Source organism: Acinetobacter sp. XH1741 (assembly GCF_041021895.1).
In the GTDB taxonomy this organism is placed as follows: Bacteria; Pseudomonadota; Gammaproteobacteria; order Pseudomonadales; family Moraxellaceae; genus Acinetobacter.
In genome coordinates this window covers 2,990,811-3,015,778 of sequence record NZ_CP157428.1, presented here as the reverse complement: position 1 = coordinate 3,015,778, position 24,968 = coordinate 2,990,811, and the positions used below count along the sequence as shown (strand labels likewise).

Genomic DNA, 24,968 nt, shown 5'->3' with positions numbered 1-24,968 from the left:
TGCAGGCAATGAGATTCGATAAAACAATAAAGCTGAAGGAAAAATATTATGTTGGCATATGATGCAGATTTAGAATTATTCCGTGATAATTTTAAACGTTTTATGAATGAGCATATTGCTCCACATTATGACCAGTGGGAACGTGAAGGAATCATGCCACGTTCAGTTTGGAATCAACTGGGCGAAAATGGCTTTTTATGTGTAGATGTTCCTGAAGAATATGGTGGTTATGGCGTTCCAACATACTATTCATTGATGCTTGTAGAAGAATCTGCCCGTGCTGGTTTTTGTGCCTTATCAACTGCTATTTCTTGTCACTCTGAAATTGCTGCACCGTATATTTTACACATCGGGACAGAAGAGCAAAAACAATACTGGTTACCAAAAATGGTAGCAGGTGAAGTAGTCGGTGCAATCGGTATGACGGAGCCGGGTGCTGGTTCAGATTTACAATCGATGCGTACAAGTGCCATTCTGCAAGATGACTACTATTTGCTAAATGGTTCAAAAACATTTATTTCAAATGGACAACATGCTGACCTTGTTGTGCTCGCGGTAAAAACTGATCCTCAAGCTCGAGCAAAAGGGGTGTCGTTATTATTGGCTGATACGCATTTAGAAGGCTTTAAAAAAGGAACTAACCTCGACAAAATTGGTCTGCATTCTCAGGACACTTCCGAGTTATTTTTTGATAATGTCAAAGTGCCTAAAAACCAATTACTCGGTCAAGCTGGACAAGGCTTTGCTTATTTAATGCAAGAATTACCACGTGAGCGTACAGCGATTGCCTCTACTGCGATTGGCGCTATTCGTGGTGCAATTGATCTAGCAACGGCTTATGTCAAAGAGCGTCATGCATTTGGCCAACCTATTTCTCAATTCCAAAATACACGTTTTGTGCTAGCACAAGCAAAAATTGATGAGCTTGCTACAGCTGCTTTTTATGAGAGAAATGTTGAGTTATATCAACAAGGCAAGCTAGATGTAGAAACTGCCGCGGCATTGAAAAGTTTCAGTAGTGATATGCAAATGAAAGTCGCAGATAACTTACTCCAGCTTTTTGGTGGTTATGGCTATATGACAGAATATCCAATTTCACGTTTCTTTGTAGATGCGCGTATTCAACGTATTTACGGTGGTACAAATGAAATTATGAAAGAAATCGTAGCTCGTGGATTAATTGGTAAAGCCTAATCAAAATAGTTTTAAAAACAGCTTGCCTTAGAGCAGGCTGTTTTTAATTAGCTATTGTATGTTTCATCAAGCAACAACTTATAGCTTTGCAAGTTTTGTTAGAGAACAAACATAGGCATGAGGGGAGAACGCATCCTAGTTTGTAATATGTTGCTGAGTGGGGTTAAAAAAGCGAATAAGAAAAGACAAAGCAAAATAATAAATGAAAATCATTATCAAATAAAGTAATCTTATAGATGGGTTCGAGAGCGATTAACGAAAAAAGCCAATACACCGATATTGCCTAACAAATCAAAGCCGACTATTGTTATACTCTCGTTTAAAAGATGATTTTGCTGAGGCTGCATTCCAATGATCAACGATGATCAAAACAAAACGACTTCTCTTAGTTTAGAACAAATTCGCGAAGATATTGATAGTGTTGATCAACAGATTCAAGAATTATTAAATCGCCGCGCAAGCCTTGCTGAAGCTGTTGCGAAAGCTAAATTTGCTTCTGAAGAGAATCCTTTGTTTTATCGTCCTGAACGTGAAGCACAAGTCTTACGTAAAGTCATGGAGCGCAATCAGGGGCCTTTATCTGATGTAACTATGGCGCGTTTGTTCCGTGAAATTATGTCTGCTTGCCTTGCTTTAGAAGCTCCACAAAGCATTGCATTTTTAGGGCCAGAAGGTACTTTTACTCAATCTGCTGTGCTTAAGCATTTTGGTAAAGATGCCGTTGTTCGTCCATTACCAACAATTGATGAAGTTTTCCGTGAAGTGGAAGCGGGTAGCGCACATTACGGCGTAGTTCCTGTTGAAAACTCATCTGAAGGTATTGTGAACCATACTTTAGATTGCTTTAAAACATCGAATTTAAATGTGATTGGTGAAGTTGAATTACGTATTCATCATCAATTCCTTGTCTCTGAAAATACACGCAAAGACAGCATTAAACAGATTTATGCTCACCAGCAAACATTGGCGCAATGCCGCCAGTGGTTAGACGCGCATTATCCGGGTGTTGAACGTGTTGCTTTAAACTCAAATGCAGAAGCTGCACGTCGTATTCGTAACGAATGGCATTCGGCAGCAATCGCGTCTGATATTGCAGCAGGCATGTATAATCTTGAAATTTTACATAGCAATATTGAAGATAATCCTGAAAATACCACTCGTTTCTTAGTGATTGGTCGTGAAAAAATTCCACAAAGTGGTAATGACAAAACATCATTGTTAATTTCAGCGCATGACCGTGCGGGTGCTTTATTAGAAATTTTAGCGCCGTTTGCAAAACATAATATTAGCTTAACGAGTATTGAGACTCGCCCAGCATTGCCTGAAAAATGGGCTTATGTATTCTTTATCGATTTAGAAGGCCATATCGATCAAGAGAATGTTGCTGCGGCAATTAATGATATTCGTCCAATGGTTAAAGAGCTTCGTATTTTAGGTTCTTATCCTGCTGCTGTTCTTTAATTACTCATGTTGGAATAATGACATGCATCAAAATGAGCATGTCATTATGCTTAAAAAATAAATTGCTCAAAGGTTTTAATCACTTTGAGTGAAAGCAAAGTTGAAGTTATGTCACAACCCCTATTTAAAAAAGTTGCATTTATCGGTTTAGGACTCATCGGGTCGAGTTTAGCTCGCGTTATTGTTGCTGAAAAGTTGGCGACAACTATTGTGGCATCTACACGATCATATAAAACTTTAGAAGATGCAAAATCACTTGGCTTAATACAAGAAGGATTTTCTGATCCTGTTGAAGCCGTGAAAGGGGCAGATTTAGTTGTTTTAGCCTTGCCAGTGCGCGCTACCCAAAAAGTGCTTGAGCAAATTAAACCTTATTTGTCAGAAACTACGATCGTAACCGATGTGGGAAGTACAAAAGGGAATGTTGTTGAGGCAGCAAAAGCTATATTTGGTGAAGATTTACCAGCAGGTTTTGTACCGGGACATCCTATTGCCGGTAGTGAACATACTGGTGTTCATGCGGGTAAAGTTGACCTGTTTGCAAATCACAAAGTAATTTTAACGCCGTTACCTACAAGTGCAGAATGGGCAGTTGAGAAACTGATTCAACTCTGGTCGGCAGCAAAAGCTGAAGTCATTTGTATGGATGTTGCCAAGCATGATGAAGTTTTGGCACATACCAGTCATTTACCGCACTTAATGGCATTTAATCTGGTCGAGCAACTTGCAAACCGTGAAGATAATCTTGATATTTTCCGCTATGCAGCAGGTGGCTTTCGTGACTTTTCACGAATTGCGGCCAGTGATCCTCAAATGTGGCATGACATTTTCTTTGCTAATAAAACGGCTATATTAAACGCTGTAGATGGCTTTGAAAAACAGCTCAGTGTACTCAGAAAACTGATTGAAGACGAAGATTCTCATGCATTAATGGGTTTACTCGGCCATGCTCAGGCAGCCCGCCAGCATTTCAATCATATGTTAGCCAAAAAACCTTTAATGGAGAAAAATAAGGTGACACAGCAATTCAGTATCTTACCGGGAAATAAGGCATTTAAAGGTAAATTTACCGTACCGGGTGACAAATCTGTGTCACATCGCTCCATTATGTTTGGTGCCATTGCCGAAGGCACTACCCATGTAACTGGCTTCCTTGAAGGTGAAGATGCTTTGGCAACTTTGCAAGCTTTCCGTGACATGGGGGTGAGTATTGAAGGCCCTAAAAATGGTGAAGTGACCATTCATGGTGTAGGCATGCACGGCTTGAAAGCGCCTGCAAGTGCATTGTATATGGGTAACTCTGGCACAAGCATGCGTTTGCTTTCAGGCATGTTATCAGCACAAAAGTTTGATTCAGTGATGACGGGTGATGCGTCACTTTCTAAGCGTCCAATGGAACGTATTGCCAAACCATTACGCTTAATGGGCGCGCAGATTCAAACCACAGGCGAGAAAGGTACACCACCTGTAAGCATTACGGGTAGCCAGCAATTAAAAGGCATTCAATACGACTTACCTATGGCTTCTGCTCAAGTGAAGTCAGGTATTTTACTGGCTGGTTTATGGGCTGAAGGTGAAACTTCAGTGACGGAGCCAGAACCAACTCGTGACCACACAGAACGTATGCTTCGTGCATTTGGTTATGATGTGAAAACTGAAGGTAATAAAATTTCCCTCGTAGGTGGCGGCAAATTAGTGGGTACTGATATTCAGGTGCCATCTGATATTTCATCTGCTGCTTTCTTTATGGTGGGTGCTGCAATTACTGAAGGTGCAGACGTTGTGCTTGAGGCTGTAGGGATTAACCCTACACGTACTGGCGTAATCGAAATTTTAAAACAGATGGGTGCTGACCTGACTGTTGAAAATGAACGTATTGCCGGTGGTGAGCCGATTGCGGATATTCATATTAAAGGTTCACGTACGCTTAAAGGCATCCATATGCCAGAAGACCAAGTACCTTTAGCAATTGATGAATTCCCAGCTTTGTTTATTGCAGCAGCTTGTGCTGAAGGTCAAACAGTACTTACTGGTGCAGCAGAGCTTCGTGTGAAAGAGTCTGATCGTATTCAGGTGATGGCAGATGGTTTAAAAATCATGGGCATTGACTGTACGCCAACTGAAGATGGCATCATTATCGAAGGTAAAGGTAAGTCAGGCGATTGGTCACCAATCTTTACTGGTGGTGAAGTTGAATCACACCATGACCACCGTATTGCTATGAGTTTTAGTATGGCAGGTCTTCGTACTTCTGGCCCGATCACGATTCAGGGTACTGAAACTGTTGCTACAAGTTTTCCAACTTTCACTGAGTTGGCGAATCGTGCAGGTTTGACAATCGAAGTTAGCCAATAACTTTTGACCCAACACATTTTATAATTGCTAACACAATAGCAACGGCAGCAGCGAGCTAAAGGCTTGGCTGCTGTTTGTTTATTGCTTATGCTAAGTGCAGATAATGATAAAAGTGTTAGGACAAAGGATGAAAAAATTACAATTTATTGCCAGTTGCCCACAACATGGGGTGTTTGATCATCCACCAAATGAATGCCATATCACACAAGAATATGTAGCGGCTTTACTGTTTAAACAATTGGGGCATTATGGTTTTGATGCGCAGCACATTGTGCATGAGCATGAAAAGGTAGAAGTCAGTATTGATAATCATCTTTTACCCTTGTCAATCACTTGCCAAAAAACAGATCACGATGGACATCTAATGTGTGAAATCTCTGCCAATCTTGATGAAGAACAAGACTGGTTTGAGAAAATTGAAACACAAAGCATTATTCGTCAGCTTGCACAGGCCGTTGAAAATAGTTTAAAAGCCGATCAGAGTTTTTCAGCATTTGAGTGGAAAAACTAAGGCGTGCTACTGTTAAGACTTATTCATGAAGTACGGCTTTTTAGAAAAGTCGTACAATCTCTTTAGATTAAATATAAAAATACAAAATCTTTTCTGAAATCGCTACCTATCTTTAATGCATTGTGTATATTGAAATTATTACGATATTTAAAAAATTAGAGTGTAGTTTTCATGACACAAGTTAATATTGCCGCATTATCTCCTCAAGTTGTTTGGCAGCATTTTCAAACACTTTGCACTATTCCGCGTCCATCAAAGCATGAACAGCAGCTTCGTGATTTTTTACAAAACTGGGCTGAAAGTCGGAATCTGGAAACTTACGTAGATGAGATCGGTAATTTAATTATCCGTAAGGATGCGACTCGGGGTAAAGAACATGTAGCGGGAGTTATTCTGCAAGGCCATTTAGATATGGTCACGCAGGCTAACACAGGCACAGTACACGACTTTTTTAAGGATCCTATTCGCCCAGTTCTTGAAGACGGCTGGTTAGTTGCCAAAGACACCACTTTAGGTGCTGATAATGGTATAGGAGTGGCTTTAGCTTTGGCAGTTTTAGACTCAAATGATATTGCTCATGGACCTATTGAAGTTCTGTTAACAGTGGACGAAGAAGCAGGGATGAGTGGTGCACGACTTTTACAGGCTGGCGTACTAAAAGGGAAATGGTTATTTAATATTGATACAGAAGAGTGGGGCGAGTTATATCTCGGCTGTGCTGGTAGTATTGATGTTGAAGTCGAACAAGCACTTACTTATGAACCAATCCCTGAAAACTTAACGATTGTGAATATTCAGGTTGCTGGCCTTAAAGGAGGGCATTCTGGTGTAGATATTCATTTAGGACGTGGTAATGCCAACGTTATTTTAGCTCGTTTTTTAAATGAGTATTTAGCAAAGCTTAGTGGGCATCTTGTTGAGTTTACAGGTGGTACGGCTCGTAATGCTTTACCGCGAGAAGCAGTGGCAACTATTGCAATTTCACCTAACCAGTTAACTGAACTAGAAAAGTTACTCTCTGAATATCAAACAGCATGGAAAAAACAACTACAGGGCGTAGATGACAATCTGCAATTAACTATTCAACCCAATAGCGCTAAAGTGACTGAAGTTATTACTCAACAACAGCAAAACGAATGGTTGCAAGCTTTAGCAACAAGCCCTTATGGCGTTGCAAGTATGAGTCAAGCTCTCCCGGATGTAGTTGAGACTTCAAATAATCTGGGGGTTGTAAAACTAAATCGAGAGGGCGGAAAAGCTGTCTTAATGGTTCGCTCAATGGTGAACCAAGAAGCTCAAGATTTTGCAGAAAAGATTCAGGCACATTTTAGTCAATTTAATATCAGCTCTACACTCACGCCATTGGTTTCGGGATGGACGCCAAACCCAGATTCGGCGGCTTTAAAGTGCTTACAGCAAGCCTATCAAAAGGCATTTAACATTGAACCAAATCTCAAAGTGATTCATGCAGGCTTAGAGTGTGGGATTATTGCTGAGCATTATCCAGACTTACAAATGGTATCTTTTGGACCGGATATTCAGGGTGCTCATGCGCCAGGTGAACGAGTCAAAGTAGACACTGTAGAGAAATGCTGGAAGTTGTTAGTGACAGCTTTAGCATCTGTAGAGTAATTTTTTTAGAAATAAGAAGCTCAGTCATGAGCTTCTTAAACTTTTACTTTTACATGGAAATGATCTGGTTTTAATTCGATCAATTCGATTTCACAATCAATAAATTTTTCAATCATGGCTGCTTGAGTACGAGTGTGTTCGCTAATACATTGTGCGGTGAATTCACCACCTTGACCTAAAGCTAAAGGTAGCAGTAACTGGTCTGCCAAATACTCATCTACTACAGCCTGTGACGCTAAATATAGCTTTACATCTTTCGCTAAATGTTCAGCTATTTGTTCGGCACTTTTGCGCATTTCACCCAAAGCCGTAAACAGTTGAGTGTGATGTTGATGGGTGACTTTTACGTAAACGGTATTGCCTTGGCTAATTCCATTTAAATGAAATTGTTGCTGAGAGCTTAAGTTTAGCTTTTTAGTTAATGTGGTTAATTCACGTTGTGCAATTTGCGCTTCTTCTGAGAGATTTAATACTGCTGCAAAAGCTTCATTATTTTGCAAAACACCACGATCTAATAAATTTAAGCGGTTTCGATGTTGCCATGGCTGAACGGTGACTTGTATTTCACCTGCACCTATCGGAAAGAAGCCTGCCTTATTTAATTTAAAAACGACGTTAATTCCAATTTTCGCTAGAGCAGGTAAAAAGCAGTGTTCAATAAAATCTGCTGTTGGCGCAAGTGGGTTATGTGTACCCCCTGAAATAGTAAGTTCGCTGCCTTCATTTTGTAATAACAAAACAGGCAGAAGCGTTTGTAAAACCAGCGTTGTACTACCTGCGGAACCAATTTGGAATTGATACTTTCCATTTTGAACATGTTGAGGTGCGAAATATAAACGTTGGCTATGTAATTCAGCACCTTCAACATAAGCTTGGCTAATTTGTTGAGATGCCTGTACACAAACTAAATGTTGACGCATTAAACCCGGTTTTTTACGGCCTGCACGAATGTTGATTAATTCAAATGCTTGACCCGTAATCATTGAAAGGGCAAGGGCAGTCCTTAAAATCTGTCCATCACCTTCACCTTGTGATCCATCAATTTGAATGGCTTTTGGCATATTTGCCAAAACTGTATTCACTTCTATTTTCCTTGTTTTTTAATTTAATGAACATACTGTCAGTACATGGTAATGCGAAGTAACGTGTAACTTTGCTTTAGACAAAGGTTTGCTAGGTGCATGGTGCTGAACCTGATAAGTGAATATCGATGCACGGCTCACATGCTGCCATAGCCGCCTGAATTATTTTCAATCCCTCAGATCGGTGAAAAGCAGGATCTTGTACTCGCCCAGTATGCCCAAACTGTGATTGTGAAAATGATTTCACAAAATCTAGTGTTTATTTGATTAAATCAATTTGCCAGTTGGCGGCTTGAATCTTGATATTTAAATCGCGGAGTTTCGCACTGATATCATCAGCCTGTTTTTGTAAGCTGGAAACTGGAATAACTTTCTTCCACTTAATTTCACGTGAACTATAACGATCAGGCTCACGATTTGTATTTGCAATCGCATCGATTAAAACTTTATGCTGTTCGGCATAGTTATCTCTTAAGCTCAATAGTGATAATAGCGTTTTCCCATCTTCTAGCTTTGCTTGTGCATTGGTTAGATGAATACAATAAATTAATTCATTGCTTTCTTGGGTTAGGGCAAATACCTGTTTGATCAGTTCATTTGGATCTTCACTAGGTTCATCGCCATCTTGTACCAATACATTGGTATTGATTCGCTGTTTTAACGAAGCGAGCTTTTTTTGTTGATCGCTTCGCAGTAAAAGTGCTTCTGCGAGTTTCATTTTATTTACCTTTTATTCAATATGTACAATAACTAATTTCGAAATATCTTCCAATTGCATACTAAATTTTGCACATTCAGTAATATGTTCTAAAGTTTCATCTTCATGCCAAGTGGTCATGAAGCAGTGATCGACTGGTGGTTGATAGTTATAAAAAGCTAGATACGTTTCATCTAAAACATCATCCCAAATAGAACTCTCATGTCCTGTAACCATCGCTTGAATACAGTGTTTGGAATAGACAATCTGCTTACAAATCCAATTACGCCATTGAGACAGAATTTGATCAGTATTGACAGCCAGGATGATGTAATAAGATTGCTCAGGTAGAGCAAGATGCTTTTCTTCATTTGCCCTGATTCTATAGCTTCGAATATCTAAACAATCTTTTTCCATGATTAACCCTTAACACACACCACTTGTCTTAATGTATAAACCACTTCAACCAAATCGCTTTGTGCTTTCATTACATCTTCAATGGGTTTATAAGCCGATGGAATTTCATCAATAACAGCGGCATCTTTACGGCATTCTACACCTTCAGTTTGTGCAATCTGATCTTCAACAGTAAAACGTCGTTTTGCTTCAGTACGGCTCATCACACGACCTGCGCCATGTGAACATGAACAGAAAGATTCCTGATTTCCAAGTCCACGTACAATAAATGACTTCGCACCCATTGAACCCGGAATGATTCCATATTCACCTAAACGTGCGCGAACCGCACCTTTACGAGTTACCATCACTTCTTCACCGTAGTGTTCTTCCTTTTCCACATAGTTATGGTGACAGTTCACGGCCTCCAAACGTGCCTGAAAAGGCTTTGGTACAATGGTAGCCAAGGCTTTAATTGCAGATTGCATCATGATCTCACGGTTCTTCATGGCAAAGCGTTGAGCCCAACCCACAGCAAACCAATAGTCATCAAAGTGTTCGGTACCTTCAACTAAATATGCTAAATCTTTATTGGGTAAGTTAATGAAATGCTTTTGCATGTCTTTACGTGCAAGTTCAATAAAATGATTACCGATAGCATTTCCTACACCACGAGAACCTGAGTGCAACATAATCCAAACATGATCATGCTCATCTAAACAGATTTCGACAAAGTGGTTTCCAGTACCTAACGTTCCCAAATGCTTGCGGTTGTTGGTGTTTTTTAAACGTGGATGTTTTGCGCAAATGTATTCAAAATCTGCAACCAGATCGGCCCAAGCTTGATCTACCGTTTCTGGTGGAGTTTCCCATGAGCCGCGATCACGTCCGCGCTTTGTCATTCCATGTGGAATTAAATGTTCAAGTTCAGTACGTAAAGCATGTAAGCTATCTGGTAAATCTGAAGCAGTTAAACTGGTACGGGTTGCCATCATTCCGCAGCCAATATCTACACCTACCGCAGCAGGAATAATTGCGCCTTTGGTTGGAATTACGCTACCAATAGTTGCTCCTAAACCGAAGTGTACGTCTGGCATTACAGCCATCCATTTATAAATAAAAGGCATTTGTGCAGTTTGCAATAATTGTTGTTTTGAGTTGTCATCAACAAGCACGCCTTTAGTCCACATTTTGACTGGCATACTTTTTTCATTTTGCAGAACTTCATAAGAACGTTGTTGCTGCTTTTGTTCAAACTGAGCTTGTTGGTTAATTTCTTCAATGACAGACATTTTCTTTTCCTTTCAAAGCCTGCCTGCCAAGCGTTTGCAGGCAGGTGTTATTCATAACATCCGAATGATGTTGTGTGCTTTTTACTATTGCACTGAATGTGCCAACTTTTAAAAATACACTTAATTTTGAATATAAGTTGTTGAAAATAATATATAAAAATAATTATTCTTTCTGTGTAACTAATTTCTGTTGGAAATTTTAACATTTAAAAGATATCTAAAAATATATTTAAGTATCTTTTTGGATATATTGGGTTGACTCTAAAATTTCTTTTCGACTTTTAAAAGCTGTCCAGCTTCATTTAAAGTAAATTCATCAAAATCATTGGCTAAATAAAAATGACCTTTATAAAACTGGCGAACTTCTTCTGCAATAGCCTGTTGCCCAGCTTTATCCTGATGACGAGGGCTAAAATCCGTCAGAATTAAATTACTTAAAGATTGCTGTTCTGCAAATTCAGCCACCATTTTTGCTGAGCTATGCATTGGACCTTTGCCGACTTTATCTAAAACTGTTTGCAAGTAAGTTGACTCGTGAATAAGAAGTTGAGCATCTTTGCAAGCATCAGCTAATAGTTCAGGTTGGTCATTATCACCACCTATAATTGCATGAACCTGCTGAGTTTGAATTTGAATAAAATCTTGAGCCTTTAAAGTTTGTCCCTCAAACTCAACATCGTAGCCTCGTTTTAAATGACCCCACATATCGCCTTGAGGTATGCCAAGCTGAGTTAGAGCTTGGGTATCTAATTTTTTCTGAATAGATTTGATATAAATGCTAAATGCAAAACTTGGAACGCGATGGCTTAGTGGATGTGCTTGAATGATGAACTCATTGGTGATCTGCTGAGGCTGCATTGCTTCATTCACATCAATAAATTGCAATGAATAGGGTAAGTGTAAATCTGTAAGCTGGGCTGTGATTTCAAACCATTGCTGAATTTCTTTTGGTGCAATCACGATTAAGGGTTTGCCACGGGCATTCATACCAGCACTTGCCAATAAACCAATAAGACCATAGCAATGGTCGCCATGAACGTGTGTAATACAAATGGCAACTAGGTTTTGTAATGAAAGTTTAGCTTGTTGAATGCGGTGCTGTGTACCTTCGCCGGCATCAATTAAAATCCAGTCCTTATTTTTGCTGTTACGAACTGCTAGTCCTGAAACATTACGTGTCAGAGTCGGTACACCTGAAGATGTGCCTAAAAAAGTAAAATGAAGCATATTCTTGGAATTTTTTGATCAAATGCGTATTGTATATTATAGACACTTATAAAATTTTATAGAAATTATGGCGGATGCAAAGAAAACAGTCGTTATTGGCTTTGTCGGTTCTACGCTTGATCAGGGGAGAAAGCCAGATCGTTGGCAACGTTGGCGTCCCACAATTAGTTTGTTAATGCATGAAGATTTGCTTGTAGATGAGTTGGTGTTACTTCATGACAGGCAGCATCATAATTTAGTTAAATCTATAGCATCAGACGCAGAAGAAATTTCTCCCCAAACACAGGTTTCTGGACATAAAGTTAGCATTAAAGACCCTTGGGATTTTGCTGAAGTTTATGGGGCACTTTATGATTTTGTAAAAACCTATCCGTTTGATGTGGAAAAAAATAACTATTTATTGCATATCACAACGGGAACGCATGTTGCTCAAATTTGTTGGTATTTATTGGTAGATGCGCATTATTTACCAGCTCAGCTCATTCAAAGTTCACCTAATCAACAAAAGACACCAGAAGGTGAATATAGAATTATTGATTTGGACTTGTCTCGATACGATGTTTTAAAACAGCGCTTCGATGATGAGCAAAAGCAAAACTGGCAACAGCTTAAAGCCAATATTTCTACTCATAATAAAGCGTTTAATCAGCTTATTGAGGAGGTTGAGTTAGTTGCAACTCGTTCTAGCGCACCTATTTTAATTATGGGTGCAACAGGTGTTGGTAAGTCTCATTTGGCAAAACAAATTTTTCAGTTAAAGAAAGATAAATTTCAATTAAGCGGCCGTTTTATTGATGTTAACTGTGCGACCTTACGTGGTGATAGTGCCATGTCGACTTTATTTGGTCATATAAAAGGTGCTTTTACGGGGGCGGCTGCTTCTCGTGCTGGTTTATTAAAAAGTGCTGACCAAGGCATTTTGTTTTTAGATGAAATTGGTGAGTTAGGGCTTGATGAGCAAGCCATGCTACTAAAAGCGCTAGAAGATAAAAGCTTTTTCCCTGTTGGGAGTGATAAGGAAATTCAGGCCGATTTTCAGCTAATAGCGGGTACTAATCGTGATTTGCGTAATGAAGTTCAAGCTGGCCGATTCCGTGAAGATTTATGGGCTCGTTTGAATACGTGGACGTTCTTTTTGCCCAATTTAAAAGATCGTGTAGAAGATATTGCGCCCAATATTGATTTTGAGCTACAGCGTTTTGCTGCAATGCATCAAAGGCAACTGCATTTTCAACGTGATGCTTTAGAAATATATTTAAAATTTGCTAAATCAGCAGATGCTTCATGGCAAGGAAATTTTAGAGATTTAGCAGCGAGCGTGACTCGTTTAGCAACTTTATCGCAAGGTGAGTTAATTCGTCGTGAAGCTGTAGAGAAAGAAATTCAACGCCTAAAGCAACTTTGGCTTATTCAGAATGAATCTTACAATGATAAAAATACAGATATCTTGTTGAACTATTTGAGTTTTGAACAATTAGAGCAAATAGATGAATTTGATCAGATTCAATTACGAGGTGTGCTCAAAGTCTGCGAAAATTCAAAATCAATGGCAGAGGCGGGAAGGCAACTCTTTTCAGTATCTCGCCAACAACGTAATACAACAAATGATAGTGACCGAGTAAAAAAATATTTAGCTCGTTTTGGGTTAAGTTGGAATAATTTTCAATAAGGACATGGCTTAAAAATGATGGGCATACTCTCAAGTTATGCCCATCAAATTACAGTTTATTTCATAATAATAAAGCGTGTAATAATTTGACGAAGCTGTTTTAAGTAGCCAGTAAAGAAGTGGTTAGCACCCGGTAAGATCGTAATTGGATGCTTCTGCGGTTTTGCCCAGGCAATTGCATCTGAAAGTAAGGTAATGTCATCTTGCTCACCATGAATGAGTAATATATCACCTTGAATTTCAGGAGTTTTATAGTGTCGTAAACCCACTACAGTCGCTGTTGGTAAGCCACACAAAATTAACTGTACTGGTTGTAGTTCGGGGCTAAGCTGTGCATGACATTTTGCTAAAACATGTGAACCGAAACTAAAACCACCTGCATAGAACGGTAAGCCTTTATGAAGATTACGAACATGTTCAATTACAGCTAAAATGTCTTCAGTTTCGCCATGACCTTCATCATGAACACCTTCACTACCGCCAAGACCACGAAAACTAGGGCGGTAAACGATACAACCATATTCATTAAAGATTTGGGTTAAAAGAGCAGGGACTTTATGTTGAGGAGTTCCACCTTGCAATGGGTGCGGATGGCAAACAACCGCAAAGCCTTTGATTTCACCTTCAGGGCGGTCTACAAAAAGTTCAATTTTACCTACTGGACCCTGAATGAAAATTTGCTCAGACATATAAGAATCGATAAATAACAATACGTATTTCTATTTTACCGATAGTCGTCATTGAAAACACGGGTTAGCATTAAAAAATATCTACTGTTATAGTTGGTATTAAGAATAATTTTTTCAGGTTGTCTATGCTTGCTTTAATTTCTCCTGCAAAAACTTTAGATTATGAAACAGCGTTACCTACAGATGAGTTTACTCAGCCTCGCTTGTTAGAAAACTCAGCACAATTAATTGATGTTTGTCGCAAACTTTCTGCTTCAGAAATTGCGAGTTTAATGAGTGTGAGTGAAAAAATTGCCACACTAAATGCAGATCGATTCAGAGACTGGAATCCCGAATTTAATTTCTCAAATGCTCGCCAAGCGATTTATGCATTTAAAGGGGATGTTTATACCGGTTTAGATGCTTATCATTTAAAAGACAAAGATATAGATTTTGCACAGCAGCATTTGCGTATGCTCTCTGGTCTATATGGCTTATTGCGCCCTTTAGATTTGATGATGCCTTATCGTCTAGAAATGGGTACTAAATTAAAAAATACGCGTGGCCATAATTTGTATGAATTCTGGGGTGAAATTATCACCAACCAGATTAATGAAGACTTGGCAGCAATTAAATCTGAATTACTAGTAAATCTAGCTTCGGATGAATATTACAAATCTGTCAATGAAAAGAAAATTAAGGCTGAAATTGTGAAGCCTGTTTTCCTTGATCAGAAAAATGGTAAATATAAAGTCATTAGTTTTTATGCAAAAAAAGCACGTGGTTTAATGGCTCGCTTTATTATTGAAAACCAATTAAATAAAGCTGAGGATATTAAAGCGTTCAATACCGAAGGTTACTATTTCGATGCAGATAACTCATCGGCAAAAGAACTCGTATTTAAACGCGATGAGCAATAATCTTAAACGTGGTTAATAGGTGATGATGCAGCTTTATTTGTCAAAACTTGAAAATTTTTGGTTTGAGCTGCATCGGCACTATCACTTTTCTGAGCCTCAAAAAATCTTGGATGAACTCATTGCAGCTTATGGAGAGAAGCAGCGAGCCTACCATAGCGTGCAGCATTTATATGAATGTTTGAGTTTGCACCAATCGATTCAGTCCGAATTAAATGATCCTTCTGCTGTCGCATTGGCTCTCTGGTTTCATGATGCGATCTATAACCCTCAAGCACCAGATAATGAGCTTAAAAGTGCTGAGTTATTTGAACAATTGATGGCTCAAGATTTACAGGTCGATACTTTAGAGAAAATAAAGCGCTGGATTCTTGCGACCCAAAGGCATGCATCAACCGATGAAACAGATTTGCAATTTTTGTTGGATATCGATTTAGCTATTTTGGCAGCACCACCTGAACGTTTCATACAATATGAACAACAAATTCAGCAGGAGTATGCGTGGGTTGATCCAGAAGTATATTCAATCAAAAGAAAAGAAGTTTTATTGCATTTTTATCAGTCTGAGCCACTTTATCAAACTGCATATTTCCAAAAGAATTTTGAATTAAACGCCAAGCAAAATTTAAGACAGATATTGAATAGCCTAAGTTAAATATAAGAATTGAAATCTGTGAATTGAATAAAGAGATACAACTTTAAAAAAGCAAAAAATGCTTATACGAGAGGAGAGAGGAACCACTGAAGACACAGTGGTTCCTTGGAAAGAGATTATTTAAAGAAATAACCTGTTTCTGGCGAGCTTGCATTTGCCATGCGTTTACGTGGCATACGACCAGCTAAAAATGCTTCGCGTCCTGCTTCAACAGCTTTTTTCATTGCAGAAGCCATCAAAATAGGATTTTGAGCAGCTGCAATTGCAGTATTCATGAGTACGCCGTCACAACCAAGTTCCATCGCAATAGCGGCATCACTTGCTGTACCAACGCCTGCGTCTACTAACACAGGAACTTTCGCATTTTCTTTAATAATTGAAATGGTGTGAGGATTTAAAATACCTAAACCTGAACCAATCAGACTGCCTAATGGCATAATCGCAACACAGCCCATACTTTCAAGTTCTTGAGCGATGATCGGATCATCAGAGGTATAGACCATAATCTCAAAACCGTCATCAATTAAAGTACGCGCTGCCTTTAAAGTTTCGGTCACATTTGGATATAAGGTTTTCTCATCGCCTAGCACTTCAAGTTTTACTAGGTTATGACCATCAAGTAGCTCACGCGCTAACATACAAGTACGTACCGCGCTGTCAGCATCAAAACAACCTGCGGTATTTGGCAAAATTGTATATTTTTCTGGTGGGATGACTGACAATAAGTTTGGTTGATCTGGATTTTGTCCAATATTCACACGGCGGATTGCGACAGTTACGATTTCTGCACCACTGGCTTGAATGGCTAAATCCGTTTCATTTAAGTCTTTATATTTGCCTGTTCCTACCAATAAACGAGATTGAAAAGAACGTGAACCAATAATGAGAGGGGTGTCTTGCATGGATAACTCCGACTTAGCCGCCGCCAACAGCGTGAATAATTTCGATACGGTCATGTTGAGCAATATTGATTTGCTCTAATTTGCTTTTAGAAACGATTTGTTGATTGTGTTCGACAGCAAAACGTTTTCCTTCAAGTGCCAGTTCCTGAATGAGTTGCAACAGGTTTTGACTAGGCGTGTCCGTTAATTCGCCATTTAAATAAATTTGCATGATCACATTCCGATTATTTTGCGTATTTGAAAGCATTCCAAGCCAAGACTAGCCACCCAGCAATCATCAATGCTCCCCCAATTGGAGTAATCGCACCTAATATTCGTGGTAAACCCAATGCCATGATATAAAGCGAACCACAAAAAAAGAAAATACCAATTTGGATAAGCAAGAAAGACATTTTAATTGGGAAATCAGGAAGAACTTTACTTAAAATACCAAGTGCTAATAAGCCTAGAGCATGATAAAAAAAGTAGTCGGTAGCAGTATGCCACCAAGTAAGTTGCTCAGGACTCGCGTGAGCTTTAAGACCATGTGCTCCAAAAGCACCCAACATGACTGCAAAAGCAAGATTAAGGGCTGAAATGGCAATCCACATAACAAAAAACGCAACTGAATAATGAAAGGCAACGTTACCATAGAATAGGTTGGCTAAACATAGCCAGATAAAACAAAAGGGCTTATCGCCCTTTTATTTTTTTCATTTAGTTTAGCTTGCTGACATTGCGACTTTAATTTTTTCCATCGCATTTTTTTCAAGCTGACGAATACGCTCAGCAGAAACATTATATTCAGCAGCAAGTTCGTGTAGGGTAGATTTATCATCATCTAACCAACGGCGCTGCAAAATATTACGTGAACGGTCATCTAACTGGTCCATTGCATCATGTAATGCAGATGTACTTTGTTCTTCCCAATCTTCATTTTCAACTAAACGAGCAGGGTCGTAGCGGTTATCTTCAAGATACAACGCAGGCGCAGTATGTGGCGTATCGTCATCATCGTCACCTTGAGCTTCAAAAGCAGCATCATAAGCCGTTAAACGACCTTCCATTTCCAAAACTTGTTCTGGAGTTACATTTAAGTCGTTAGCAATCGATTTAGCTTCTTCGAGCGTTAATTTTTTACTCGATTTTTTTAAACTACGTAAGTTGAAGAAAAGTTTACGCTGAGCTTTAGTTGTAGCGATTTTTACAATACGCCAGTTACGAATAACATATTCGTGGATTTCTGCCTTAATCCAATGGACGGCAAAAGAAACAAGACGTACACCCATATTTGGGTCAAAACGTTTTACGGCTTTCATTAAGCCTAAGTTACCTTCTTGAATAAGGTCGCCTTGAGGGAGGCCATAACCTGCATAGCTGCGCGCAATATGAACGACAAAACGTAAATGCGACATTACCAGCATTTTTGCGGCATCAAGATCTTGGTCATAATAATAACGCTCAGCAAGTTCTTTTTCTTGCTCGGCCGTTAATATAGGAATCTGATTGACAGTACTGATATATGCACCAAGGTTTACACCGGGCGCAGACAATGACAGGGGCATCAATTGATTGCTGCTGTCACTCATGAGTTCTCCTTATAGGATAGGATGGATTAACCAATAAATTCATCTTAATTTGAATCGGCTTCATAATTAAGGAAAATTGGGTAGAAAAATGTAAAATTTTATGCAGTTTCTAATCTTTTATTTTATCAAAGAATCATTGAGTTTCAATTAAATAGTGAAATTCTCTTTCCGAAATCTGCATAGTTTGACACATAAAATGATGTAAATTGCAGTAACGCGTTACATCAATTTCACTATGGGGGTCAGACGATTTTAATAAAAATAGCTGCTTTCCTGATACTTTCTTAAGTTCACGTTTCAACATTAATAATGGCATTGGACATGGTTGACCAAGGGCATTAATTTCAATAGGCGCTACAGCAGAAGAGGTTGTGCTCATTCATTATAAAAACAACTAAAAAAATTATTTTAACAAATTTTTTTATGAACTCTACCGGTTTTATAAAAATTAAGAGGTAAATGATTATTATAAAAATTATTGTAATAAGCTGTTTAAAAAAAGAGCTAAAAAATAGGGGAAATATTTGAAAAAAATTCTATTAATTGTCATAAACCCGTGTTAAGCTCGAACCGTTTTAGGGATTACCACACAGTTAAATTGTTTTAATAACCTATAACAAATGGATGTAACCGGAAATTGTTGATAGTTTTACAGAATGATTACAAGCTTTAAGATTATAAAAATTTTAAAACCTTGTTTGCTCTGCTGTTTGCAACACCGGAAGGTCCTTTTTTCATCATCTGAGGATTGACTTATGACAGCTCGTGAACAAGGCGTAGTAAAGTGGTTTAATGACACTAAAGGCTTTGGTTTTATTCAACGTAACGGCGGCGACGATGTATTCGTTCATTTCCGTGCAATCGTAGGTGACGGTCACCGTTCTTTACGTGATGGTCAACGTGTAGAGTTTAGCGTTGTACAAGGTCAAAAAGGTTTTCAAGCTGAAAACGTTCAGCCTTTAGACTAAGAATAATTCATCTTTTTGATGAATCATGGACGCTCCAATTTTTGAATTGGAGCGTTTTTGTTTATAATGATCTTCTCATTCGAGAGATTGTTTGTTAGAGCACGTATTTATGACATCTGGTTTTGAAACCTTGAATTTACATCCGCAACTTAAAAAGGCGATTGATGCTTTAGGGTTTACTCAAATGACCCCAATTCAGCAAAAGGTTTTAAAATATACATTAGCCGGGCATGATGCAATTGGGCGAGCACAGACAGGAACTGGTAAGACAGCTGCCTTCTTGATTAGTGTAATTAATGATTTACTCAATAATCCGGTTCAAGAGCAACGCTTTCGTGGCGAGCCTCGTGCTTTAATCTTAGCACCTACTCGTGAGTTGGCATTGCAAATTGAAAGTGATGCGAAATTTCTCACGAAATTCTCTAATTTACATGTCGTGACCCTATTGGGTGGTGTTGATTTTGATAAGCAGAAGAAGCAACTCGATGCTAATTTTGTTGATATTATTGTCGCTACACCTGGACGTTTAATTGATTTTGTAGAACAAAAAGAAGTTTGGCTCGATCAAATTGAATTTTTAGTCATTGATGAAGCTGACCGTTTATTAGATATGGGCTTTATTCCTTCGGTAAAGCGTATTGTTCGTTATTCAGCGCGTAAGGAACAACGCCAAACCCTCATGTTTTCAGCAACATTTAGCTACGATGTTTTAAATTTGGCAAGACAGTGGTTATTTGAACCTGTAACTGTTGAAATTGAACCTGAACAAAAGACCAATAACGATGTTGAACAACGTGTTTACGTTGTGGCTAAACAAGATAAATATCGTCTTTTACAAGATATTTTGCGCGAAGAACCGATTGATAAGGTCATGATCTTTGCCAATCGTCGTGATCAAGTGCGTCGTCTTTACGATCATTTGAAAAAAGACGGGTATAAAGTAGGGATGTTATCTGGTGAAATTGCTCAAGATAAACGTATGAAAATGTTAGAGCAGTTCAAACAAGGTAAGCATAACATCATGATTGCAACTGATGTGGCTGGCCGTGGTATTCACGTAGATGGCGTATCTCATGTGGTCAACTTCACTTTACCTGAACAATCTGATGATTATGTTCATCGTATCGGACGTACAGGTCGTGCAGGGGCACAAGGGGTAAGTATTAGTTTCTTATCGGAAGATGATGCTTTCTATTTGCCGGAAATTGAAAAGGCAATTGGTAAGAAATTACCACTTACTCGTTTAGATGGTTATTGTTAATCAAAAAAATCCCAGTCAATTGACTGGGATTTTTTTATTTAGTTTATTTTGCAATAAAAGGTGAGTGTGGTCTGATAGTCATCATCTTTTGCTAAAGATGCATTTTTACCAGTTAAAGTACCAATGACACCAGCTGCAGCTTCTACCATTTGGCCTGTTTTTTCACTGACCACATCTTTTAACACACCGTGATAAGTGGTTTTTTCATCGACAATCACAGGAGATGTATTTTTAGAACATGTTTTTTGTGCAGCAGTAATCGCATTGTTTTTTGCAATTAAATTAGTTTTACCAATACCGGTAACTTCAAACTGATTATTTTCTTTTTGAACAGCTAGAGTATTTTTAGGGGTGGTTGCACAAGCACCAAGTAATAAAACAACACCGCTCATTGCGCTTGCTAAAATTATTTTTTTCATAATTCACCTAAGTTAAAAAAACCAAAAGACATTGTTATTTGAACACAAGTTTTCTAATTGATTTTGAAGACGTTGTATGAGTTTTGATGTTTTGTATTAAAAAATGTCAAACTATGAGTTCGTTAATTTTATAAGCTAGATTACATGGTGGATTAACTGTAGATTATGCTAATCTATTTCGAATTTTTGAGTTAGATTAATATTAATGACGGATTCAGCAATACAAATAATTCACCAAAATATTCATCAGCGTCAGTCTATTGGTCAATTAACTGAACCAGCTCCAAATACAGATCAATTAGAGTTGGCTTTTCAGGCAGCTTTAACGGCTCCAGATCACCATAGACTTAAGCCGACACGTTTTGTAGTTATTTCAGGTGAACAGCGTGCTGCTTTTGGGGATGTTTTGGCGAAAGCTTTGGCTGACTTGGGTGAAACTGATCCTGCCCAACTTGAACGTGTTAAACACCATCCTTTTCGTGCCCCTTTACTCATTTTGGCACTTACACAATTACAAGATCATCCCAAAGTACCTCATTTTGAACAAATCTTAAGTACAGGTGCAGCAGTACAAAATCTTTTGTTGTCTTTACAGGCGCAAGGTTTTTCGACCATGTGGCGTAGTGGTGCCGTTGTTGAGTCGAATTGGTTAAAACAGCACTTAGGTTTGCAACCACATGATTTAATTTCAGGTATTATCTACGTCGGCACAGCAACTAAAGCAATTGCACCGCGTGCAGATATTGAAAGTAAAGAATTCGTAAAAGTTTGGCAGGCTTAAACGCCTGTATATAGTAAGAAATAGGATAATAAAGCATGGCTGAATTTAAGTTTACAGATTTGGTGGAACCTGTTGCGGTCGACAAAAAAACGGCATTACGTATTACCGTTTTGGGTGGCGGTAGCTTCGGTACAGCCATGGCAAACTTGGCCGCACGTAATGGTTGTGACACCATGATCTGGATTCGTGATGCCAATACAGCAGAAGAAATTAATCAAACCCATATTAATAAGCGTTATTTACCAGACTTCATTTTAGAATCATCATTACGTGCTGTGTCTGATCTTGAACAAGCCGTATGTGATCGAGATATTATTCTGGTTGCAATTCCAAGTCATTCATTCCGTGATGTCTTAAAACAAATTGCACCTTATATTACTGCACAAGCAGTCGTGTCTTTAACTAAAGGCGTTGAAGCTAAAACTTTTAGTTTCATGAGCGATATTATTCGTGAAGAATTACCAGAAGTCCCATGTGGCGTATTGTCAGGTCCAAACCTTGCCAAAGAAATTATGGCAGGTATGCCATCGGGTACAGTGATTGCAAGTGATTCTGAGCTCGTCCGTTATGCTATTCAACATGCTCTTCATAGTGCGTTATTCCGTGTTTTTGGTAGTGATGATGTGCATGGTGTTGAATTGGGTGGTGCGCTTAAAAATATTTACGCAGTTGCTATGGGAATTGGTGCTGCTTATAAAATTGGTGAAAATACCAAGAGTATGATTTTAACGCGTGCTTTGGCTGAGATGAGCCGCTTCGCGGTAAAACAAGGAGCTAACCCGCTGACATTCTTAGGTTTGTCGGGTGTCGGTGATTTATTCGCGACTTGTAATAGCCCATTAAGTCGTAATTATCAAATTGGTTATGCGTTAGGTTCGGGTAAAACGCTTGAACAGGCAAGTAAAGAATTGGGTCAAACTGCGGAAGGTATTAATACCATTGTTCAGGTGCGTGGTAAGGCACAAGAGTTAGATGTATATATGCCAATTACCAATGCTTTATATGAAGTAATCTTTGAAGGTGCGCCACCATTAAATATTGCTCTTTCTTTAATGAAAAATGGGCACCGTAGTGATGTCGAGTTTGTTCTGCCACATCACGAAGTCTGACGGATAAATGTCATAAATTGCGGTTATAATGCGGGAATTATTTACAAGGAAATTTTATGCAACTGACATTAGTTCGTCATGGGGAAGCAGCACCACCAGTAAGTGGTAATGATATTAAACGTCCACTTACTGCTCGTGGCCATGCGCAGGCTGAGCAAACAGCAACATTTTTAAAAGATATTGTAAAGCCTGATATTTTTGTTGTCAGTCCGTTGTTACGTGCTCAAGAAACTTTGGCACATATCCAGACATATTTTAAAGATGTCCCAGTGTTGCTATGTGACAAGATTAAACCTGACGATGATGCAAAAGAAGCGATTGAATGGTTGTCGCAAGTTCCCTATGAGTCGATTGTGGTGGTTTGCCATATGAATGTCGTGGGCCATATTGCAGAGTTGCTTGCGCATGAAAACTTCAATCCATTTGCGCTTGCCGAAGCTCGAATCTATGATCAAGCAGTGATTGCATCTGGTTTATCAACACAAAAAAATAGTTTTATACCCACAATATAATTAAAAAGGTTATTTAGCCCATCATGCTGTATATATGGATGCCTGAAACCAATGGAGTTTGGCATTGGTCTAACGGAGAAAACTGGTTGCAGGCTGCAAGTCTCGATCAATTAATACAAGACTTGCAAATACACCAAGGAAAAGAGGCGGTTGTCTTTTTCCCAAGTCGCCATGCTCAAATGCTTCAGCAAACTATGGCGAAGTCCCATTACAAACAGTTAGGGGCTGATGGGGTTAAATATCTACTAGAAGAGTTTGTGACTTTGCCTATTGATCATATGAAAGTGGTTCACCATTTTTATGCAGATCAGTTAACTGTCTTGGGTGTGGCTCAAGGGATGGTCGAGACATGGCAGCATTCTTTAGCTTTGTTGCCAACCAAACTTGTTGCTTTATTACCAGATTTTTTGATTTTACCCGAACCGCAAACAAAGCACGTTGTGCTGTCTAATATTGATCAGCAACTTTTGGTGCGTGAAAATAAGTGGTTAGGTAATTCACTCGATGATTTAGGGCTTTTTTTAGAATTCCAGTCAAGTGAAACCCAATATCAGTATAGTGGTTTAACATTAGAGCAATTAGAGAGTTTAGAAGCAGCTTCAAGCGCAGAGCAACGTTCTGAGTTTATCTATCAATTTCAGCCTCTTGATAAACCGAAGCAGCATCCACTTAATGTTTTACCAAAATCAAAAAATCAAGAACGCACTTTTTCAGGCTATTGGAAAGCTTGTGCGGCCGTGATTTTAGCAATTATTGTGGTTCAGTTTAGCTATGATTTATTGCGCTGGGTAAAATTAAAAAAGGTGGCGAATCAAACGGCAGATCAGGCTGTTGAGCAATATAAGTACTGGTTTGGACCTTCCAATCGGGTGAATGAGCAAAACATAAAAAGTCAATTTGAAAGCCATTTAAGAATGAGTCAGCAAGGGGATACCCAAGCACTTTCTTTATTAAGCCGTGTTGGGCCTATTTTAATGCAAAAACAAATTTTAGCTCAGCAGCTCAATTATGATGCTTCAACCTTAACAATGGCATTAAAAGCTAAATCGGCAGATGATTTGCAAGCTTTGACACAACAACTTAATCAGCAAGGATTTAAGGCTGAGCTAGGTAATGTTCAAGCAAATGGTGGTGGGGCAATTGGGGTGGTGAAAATACAATAATGAAAATATTAGCTCAATTGCAGAATCGTTTTGATCAGTGGAATGAACAAATTGTTCAATATTTAGATCGTTTAACTGTCCGCGAACGCGTTATGGTGGTCTTTACTACAATTTTTGTTGTAGTGGCTATTATTGGATCGTCGCTTTGGAAGATGCATTCTTTGGCAGAACAACAGCAAAAACGGTTAAATGATTTAAAAGATTTGATGGTGTGGATGCAGAGTAACGCGGTTACGATGAAGCCCACAAATGAGCTTGGACTTGATAAGCCTGGAAAAATACAAAGGGTAGCTCAACAGCAAGGTTTAACGGTGTCTTCTCAGCAAAATGGAGAACAGTTACAAATTGTTGTAACACATCAGAATTATGCAATTTTAGCTAACTTTTTAACACAACTTGCACAGATGGGACTAAGTATTCAAAAGATGGAAATGGTTTCAAGTGAAGGTCAGATTAAATTAACAGCGACAGTTCAATAACATATCAAAATATGCTTGTGTCAAGCATGGTGTTTTGTGCTACCTGTGCC

27 protein-coding genes are annotated in these 24,968 nt (G+C 38.7%); 15 read left to right on the top strand and 12 right to left on the bottom strand.

The features are described from left to right. Positions 1–48 precede the first annotated feature (48 nt). The 5 genes from ABLB96_RS14400 (at position 49) to ABLB96_RS14380 (ending at position 7,153) form a co-directional block, all read left to right on the top strand. Positions 49–1,194: an acyl-CoA dehydrogenase family protein gene (locus tag ABLB96_RS14400; protein WP_348896363.1), complete on the top strand. Its 1,146-nt coding sequence runs from the start codon at positions 49–51 to the stop codon at positions 1,192–1,194. A 351-nt stretch (positions 1,195–1,545) separates the two neighbouring features. Continuing rightward, the gene (gene pheA / locus ABLB96_RS14395) at positions 1,546–2,655 is read left to right on the top strand and encodes a prephenate dehydratase (RefSeq protein WP_002049199.1); all 1,110 of its coding nucleotides are present in this window, start codon (positions 1,546–1,548) and stop codon (positions 2,653–2,655) included. A gap of 108 nt (positions 2,656–2,763) precedes the next feature. Next, positions 2,764–5,010, top strand: a complete 2,247-nt coding sequence (locus ABLB96_RS14390) for a bifunctional prephenate dehydrogenase/3-phosphoshikimate 1-carboxyvinyltransferase (RefSeq protein WP_348896365.1) — start codon at positions 2,764–2,766, stop codon at positions 5,008–5,010. Between the two features lie 127 nt (positions 5,011–5,137). Beyond that, a complete protein-coding gene (locus ABLB96_RS14385) occupies positions 5,138–5,521 on the top strand; it encodes a hypothetical protein (protein ID WP_348896366.1) in 384 nt (127 codons plus the stop codon). Between the two features lie 171 nt (positions 5,522–5,692). Further along, positions 5,693–7,153 (top strand): aminoacyl-histidine dipeptidase, encoded by a 1,461-nt coding sequence (locus ABLB96_RS14380; RefSeq protein WP_348896367.1) that lies wholly within the window; start codon positions 5,693–5,695, stop codon positions 7,151–7,153. 35 nt (positions 7,154–7,188) lie between these two features. On the opposite strand, the gene rtcA is transcribed toward ABLB96_RS14380, so the two are convergent. The 5 genes from rtcA to ABLB96_RS14355 form a co-directional block, all read right to left on the bottom strand. Then, entirely contained in the window at positions 7,189–8,235 is a 1,047-nt protein-coding gene (gene rtcA / locus ABLB96_RS14375) for an RNA 3'-terminal phosphate cyclase (RefSeq protein WP_348896368.1), read from the bottom strand. A gap of 259 nt (positions 8,236–8,494) precedes the next feature. Continuing rightward, entirely contained in the window at positions 8,495–8,953 is a 459-nt protein-coding gene (locus ABLB96_RS14370; protein WP_199964505.1) for a DIP1984 family protein, read from the bottom strand. A 12-nt stretch (positions 8,954–8,965) separates the two neighbouring features. Continuing rightward, positions 8,966–9,349 carry a hypothetical protein gene (locus ABLB96_RS14365; RefSeq protein WP_348896369.1) on the bottom strand — a complete coding sequence of 128 codons (384 nt, stop codon included), beginning with the start codon at positions 9,347–9,349 and terminating at the stop codon, positions 8,966–8,968. Between the two features lie 2 nt (positions 9,350–9,351). Beyond that, complete coding sequence (locus ABLB96_RS14360) at positions 9,352–10,620, bottom strand: RtcB family protein (protein ID WP_348896370.1); 1,269 nt, start codon at positions 10,618–10,620, stop codon at positions 9,352–9,354. Between the two features lie 261 nt (positions 10,621–10,881). Beyond that, entirely contained in the window at positions 10,882–11,847 is a 966-nt protein-coding gene (locus ABLB96_RS14355) for a ribonuclease Z (protein WP_348896372.1), read from the bottom strand. Positions 11,848–11,914: 67 nt separating this feature from the next. On the opposite strand from ABLB96_RS14355, the gene rtcR reads away from it, so the two are divergent. Beyond that, the gene (rtcR, locus tag ABLB96_RS14350; RefSeq protein ID WP_348896373.1) at positions 11,915–13,516 is read left to right on the top strand and encodes an RNA repair transcriptional activator RtcR; all 1,602 of its coding nucleotides are present in this window, start codon (positions 11,915–11,917) and stop codon (positions 13,514–13,516) included. A 56-nt stretch (positions 13,517–13,572) separates the two neighbouring features. Here rtcR and ABLB96_RS14345 read toward each other — a convergent pair whose 3' ends face one another. After that, positions 13,573–14,205, bottom strand: a complete 633-nt coding sequence (locus ABLB96_RS14345; RefSeq protein ID WP_348896374.1) for a hydrolase — start codon at positions 14,203–14,205, stop codon at positions 13,573–13,575. Positions 14,206–14,330: 125 nt separating this feature from the next. Between ABLB96_RS14345 and yaaA the strand changes: the two genes are divergently transcribed. Continuing rightward, positions 14,331–15,104, top strand: coding sequence for a peroxide stress protein YaaA (gene yaaA / locus ABLB96_RS14340; protein ID WP_348896375.1), 774 nt, complete (start codon positions 14,331–14,333; stop codon positions 15,102–15,104). A gap of 19 nt (positions 15,105–15,123) precedes the next feature. Next, positions 15,124–15,756 (top strand): metal-dependent hydrolase, encoded by a 633-nt coding sequence (locus ABLB96_RS14335; RefSeq protein ID WP_348896376.1) that lies wholly within the window; start codon positions 15,124–15,126, stop codon positions 15,754–15,756. A gap of 116 nt (positions 15,757–15,872) precedes the next feature. Here ABLB96_RS14335 and ABLB96_RS14330 read toward each other — a convergent pair whose 3' ends face one another. The 5 genes from ABLB96_RS14330 to ABLB96_RS14310 form a co-directional block, all read right to left on the bottom strand. Next, positions 15,873–16,658: a thiazole synthase gene (locus ABLB96_RS14330; RefSeq protein WP_001154366.1), complete on the bottom strand. Its 786-nt coding sequence runs from the start codon at positions 16,656–16,658 to the stop codon at positions 15,873–15,875. Positions 16,659–16,671: 13 nt separating this feature from the next. Then, positions 16,672–16,869 carry a sulfur carrier protein ThiS gene (gene thiS / locus ABLB96_RS14325; RefSeq protein WP_348896377.1) on the bottom strand — a complete coding sequence of 66 codons (198 nt, stop codon included), beginning with the start codon at positions 16,867–16,869 and terminating at the stop codon, positions 16,672–16,674. A 13-nt stretch (positions 16,870–16,882) separates the two neighbouring features. Next, entirely contained in the window at positions 16,883–17,248 is a 366-nt protein-coding gene (locus ABLB96_RS14320; RefSeq protein ID WP_348896378.1) for a DUF423 domain-containing protein, read from the bottom strand. A 111-nt stretch (positions 17,249–17,359) separates the two neighbouring features. Next, a complete protein-coding gene (rpoH, locus tag ABLB96_RS14315; RefSeq protein WP_348896379.1) occupies positions 17,360–18,226 on the bottom strand; it encodes an RNA polymerase sigma factor RpoH in 867 nt (288 codons plus the stop codon). Positions 18,227–18,359: 133 nt separating this feature from the next. Further along, complete coding sequence (locus ABLB96_RS14310) at positions 18,360–18,605, bottom strand: sulfurtransferase TusA family protein (protein ID WP_348896380.1); 246 nt, start codon at positions 18,603–18,605, stop codon at positions 18,360–18,362. A gap of 376 nt (positions 18,606–18,981) precedes the next feature. Here ABLB96_RS14310 and ABLB96_RS14305 point away from each other — a divergent pair, with 376 nt between their 5' ends. Both ABLB96_RS14305 and rhlB read left to right on the top strand, forming a co-directional pair. Next, on the top strand, positions 18,982–19,194 hold the full coding sequence (locus ABLB96_RS14305) for a cold-shock protein (RefSeq protein WP_000126912.1): 213 nt from the start codon (positions 18,982–18,984) through the stop codon (positions 19,192–19,194). Positions 19,195–19,303: 109 nt separating this feature from the next. Continuing rightward, positions 19,304–20,455 carry an ATP-dependent RNA helicase RhlB gene (rhlB, locus tag ABLB96_RS14300; RefSeq protein ID WP_348896381.1) on the top strand — a complete coding sequence of 384 codons (1,152 nt, stop codon included), beginning with the start codon at positions 19,304–19,306 and terminating at the stop codon, positions 20,453–20,455. Positions 20,456–20,493: 38 nt separating this feature from the next. Here rhlB and ABLB96_RS14295 read toward each other — a convergent pair whose 3' ends face one another. Further along, positions 20,494–20,874 (bottom strand): hypothetical protein, encoded by a 381-nt coding sequence (locus tag ABLB96_RS14295; protein ID WP_348896383.1) that lies wholly within the window; start codon positions 20,872–20,874, stop codon positions 20,494–20,496. 205 nt (positions 20,875–21,079) lie between these two features. Between ABLB96_RS14295 and ABLB96_RS14290 the strand changes: the two genes are divergently transcribed. Genes ABLB96_RS14290 through gspM form a run of 5 tightly spaced genes read left to right on the top strand, consistent with a single transcriptional unit; the run spans position 21,080 to position 24,918 of the window. After that, positions 21,080–21,655: a nitroreductase gene (locus ABLB96_RS14290; RefSeq protein ID WP_348896384.1), complete on the top strand. Its 576-nt coding sequence runs from the start codon at positions 21,080–21,082 to the stop codon at positions 21,653–21,655. Positions 21,656–21,690: 35 nt separating this feature from the next. Continuing rightward, positions 21,691–22,764 carry an NAD(P)H-dependent glycerol-3-phosphate dehydrogenase gene (locus tag ABLB96_RS14285; protein ID WP_348896385.1) on the top strand — a complete coding sequence of 358 codons (1,074 nt, stop codon included), beginning with the start codon at positions 21,691–21,693 and terminating at the stop codon, positions 22,762–22,764. A 56-nt stretch (positions 22,765–22,820) separates the two neighbouring features. Further along, positions 22,821–23,276, top strand: a complete 456-nt coding sequence (locus ABLB96_RS14280; RefSeq protein WP_348896386.1) for a phosphoglycerate mutase family protein — start codon at positions 22,821–22,823, stop codon at positions 23,274–23,276. 23 nt (positions 23,277–23,299) lie between these two features. After that, positions 23,300–24,439, top strand: coding sequence for a type II secretion system protein GspL (gene gspL / locus ABLB96_RS14275; protein WP_348896388.1), 1,140 nt, complete (start codon positions 23,300–23,302; stop codon positions 24,437–24,439). After that, the gene (gspM, locus tag ABLB96_RS14270) at positions 24,439–24,918 is read left to right on the top strand and encodes a type II secretion system protein GspM (protein ID WP_348896389.1); all 480 of its coding nucleotides are present in this window, start codon (positions 24,439–24,441) and stop codon (positions 24,916–24,918) included. Before gspL ends, gspM begins: the two co-directional genes overlap by 1 nt. The last annotated feature ends 50 nt before the right edge of the window (positions 24,919–24,968 follow it).

Coding starts and splice junctions, on each gene's coding strand:
- ABLB96_RS14400 (WP_348896363.1), top strand. CDS start 49: ATGTTGGCATATGATGCAGATTTAGAATTATTCCGTGATAATTTTAAA.
- pheA (WP_002049199.1), top strand. CDS start 1,546: ATGATCAACGATGATCAAAACAAAACGACTTCTCTTAGTTTAGAACAA.
- ABLB96_RS14390 (WP_348896365.1), top strand. CDS start 2,764: ATGTCACAACCCCTATTTAAAAAAGTTGCATTTATCGGTTTAGGACTC.
- ABLB96_RS14385 (WP_348896366.1), top strand. CDS start 5,138: ATGAAAAAATTACAATTTATTGCCAGTTGCCCACAACATGGGGTGTTT.
- ABLB96_RS14380 (WP_348896367.1), top strand. CDS start 5,693: ATGACACAAGTTAATATTGCCGCATTATCTCCTCAAGTTGTTTGGCAG.
- ABLB96_RS14370 (WP_199964505.1), bottom strand. CDS start 8,953: ATGAAACTCGCAGAAGCACTTTTACTGCGAAGCGATCAACAAAAAAAG.
- ABLB96_RS14365 (WP_348896369.1), bottom strand. CDS start 9,349: ATGGAAAAAGATTGTTTAGATATTCGAAGCTATAGAATCAGGGCAAAT.
- ABLB96_RS14360 (WP_348896370.1), bottom strand. CDS start 10,620: ATGTCTGTCATTGAAGAAATTAACCAACAAGCTCAGTTTGAACAAAAG.
- ABLB96_RS14355 (WP_348896372.1), bottom strand. CDS start 11,847: ATGCTTCATTTTACTTTTTTAGGCACATCTTCAGGTGTACCGACTCTG.
- rtcR (WP_348896373.1), top strand. CDS start 11,915: ATGGCGGATGCAAAGAAAACAGTCGTTATTGGCTTTGTCGGTTCTACG.
- ABLB96_RS14345 (WP_348896374.1), bottom strand. CDS start 14,205: ATGTCTGAGCAAATTTTCATTCAGGGTCCAGTAGGTAAAATTGAACTT.
- yaaA (WP_348896375.1), top strand. CDS start 14,331: ATGCTTGCTTTAATTTCTCCTGCAAAAACTTTAGATTATGAAACAGCG.
- ABLB96_RS14330 (WP_001154366.1), bottom strand. CDS start 16,658: ATGCAAGACACCCCTCTCATTATTGGTTCACGTTCTTTTCAATCTCGT.
- thiS (WP_348896377.1), bottom strand. CDS start 16,869: ATGCAAATTTATTTAAATGGCGAATTAACGGACACGCCTAGTCAAAAC.
- ABLB96_RS14320 (WP_348896378.1), bottom strand. CDS start 17,248: ATGTGGATTGCCATTTCAGCCCTTAATCTTGCTTTTGCAGTCATGTTG.
- rpoH (WP_348896379.1), bottom strand. CDS start 18,226: ATGAGTGACAGCAGCAATCAATTGATGCCCCTGTCATTGTCTGCGCCC.
- ABLB96_RS14310 (WP_348896380.1), bottom strand. CDS start 18,605: ATGAGCACAACCTCTTCTGCTGTAGCGCCTATTGAAATTAATGCCCTT.
- ABLB96_RS14305 (WP_000126912.1), top strand. CDS start 18,982: ATGACAGCTCGTGAACAAGGCGTAGTAAAGTGGTTTAATGACACTAAA.
- rhlB (WP_348896381.1), top strand. CDS start 19,304: ATGACATCTGGTTTTGAAACCTTGAATTTACATCCGCAACTTAAAAAG.
- ABLB96_RS14295 (WP_348896383.1), bottom strand. CDS start 20,874: ATGAAAAAAATAATTTTAGCAAGCGCAATGAGCGGTGTTGTTTTATTA.
- ABLB96_RS14290 (WP_348896384.1), top strand. CDS start 21,080: ATGACGGATTCAGCAATACAAATAATTCACCAAAATATTCATCAGCGT.
- ABLB96_RS14285 (WP_348896385.1), top strand. CDS start 21,691: ATGGCTGAATTTAAGTTTACAGATTTGGTGGAACCTGTTGCGGTCGAC.
- ABLB96_RS14280 (WP_348896386.1), top strand. CDS start 22,821: ATGCAACTGACATTAGTTCGTCATGGGGAAGCAGCACCACCAGTAAGT.
- gspL (WP_348896388.1), top strand. CDS start 23,300: ATGCTGTATATATGGATGCCTGAAACCAATGGAGTTTGGCATTGGTCT.
- gspM (WP_348896389.1), top strand. CDS start 24,439: ATGAAAATATTAGCTCAATTGCAGAATCGTTTTGATCAGTGGAATGAA.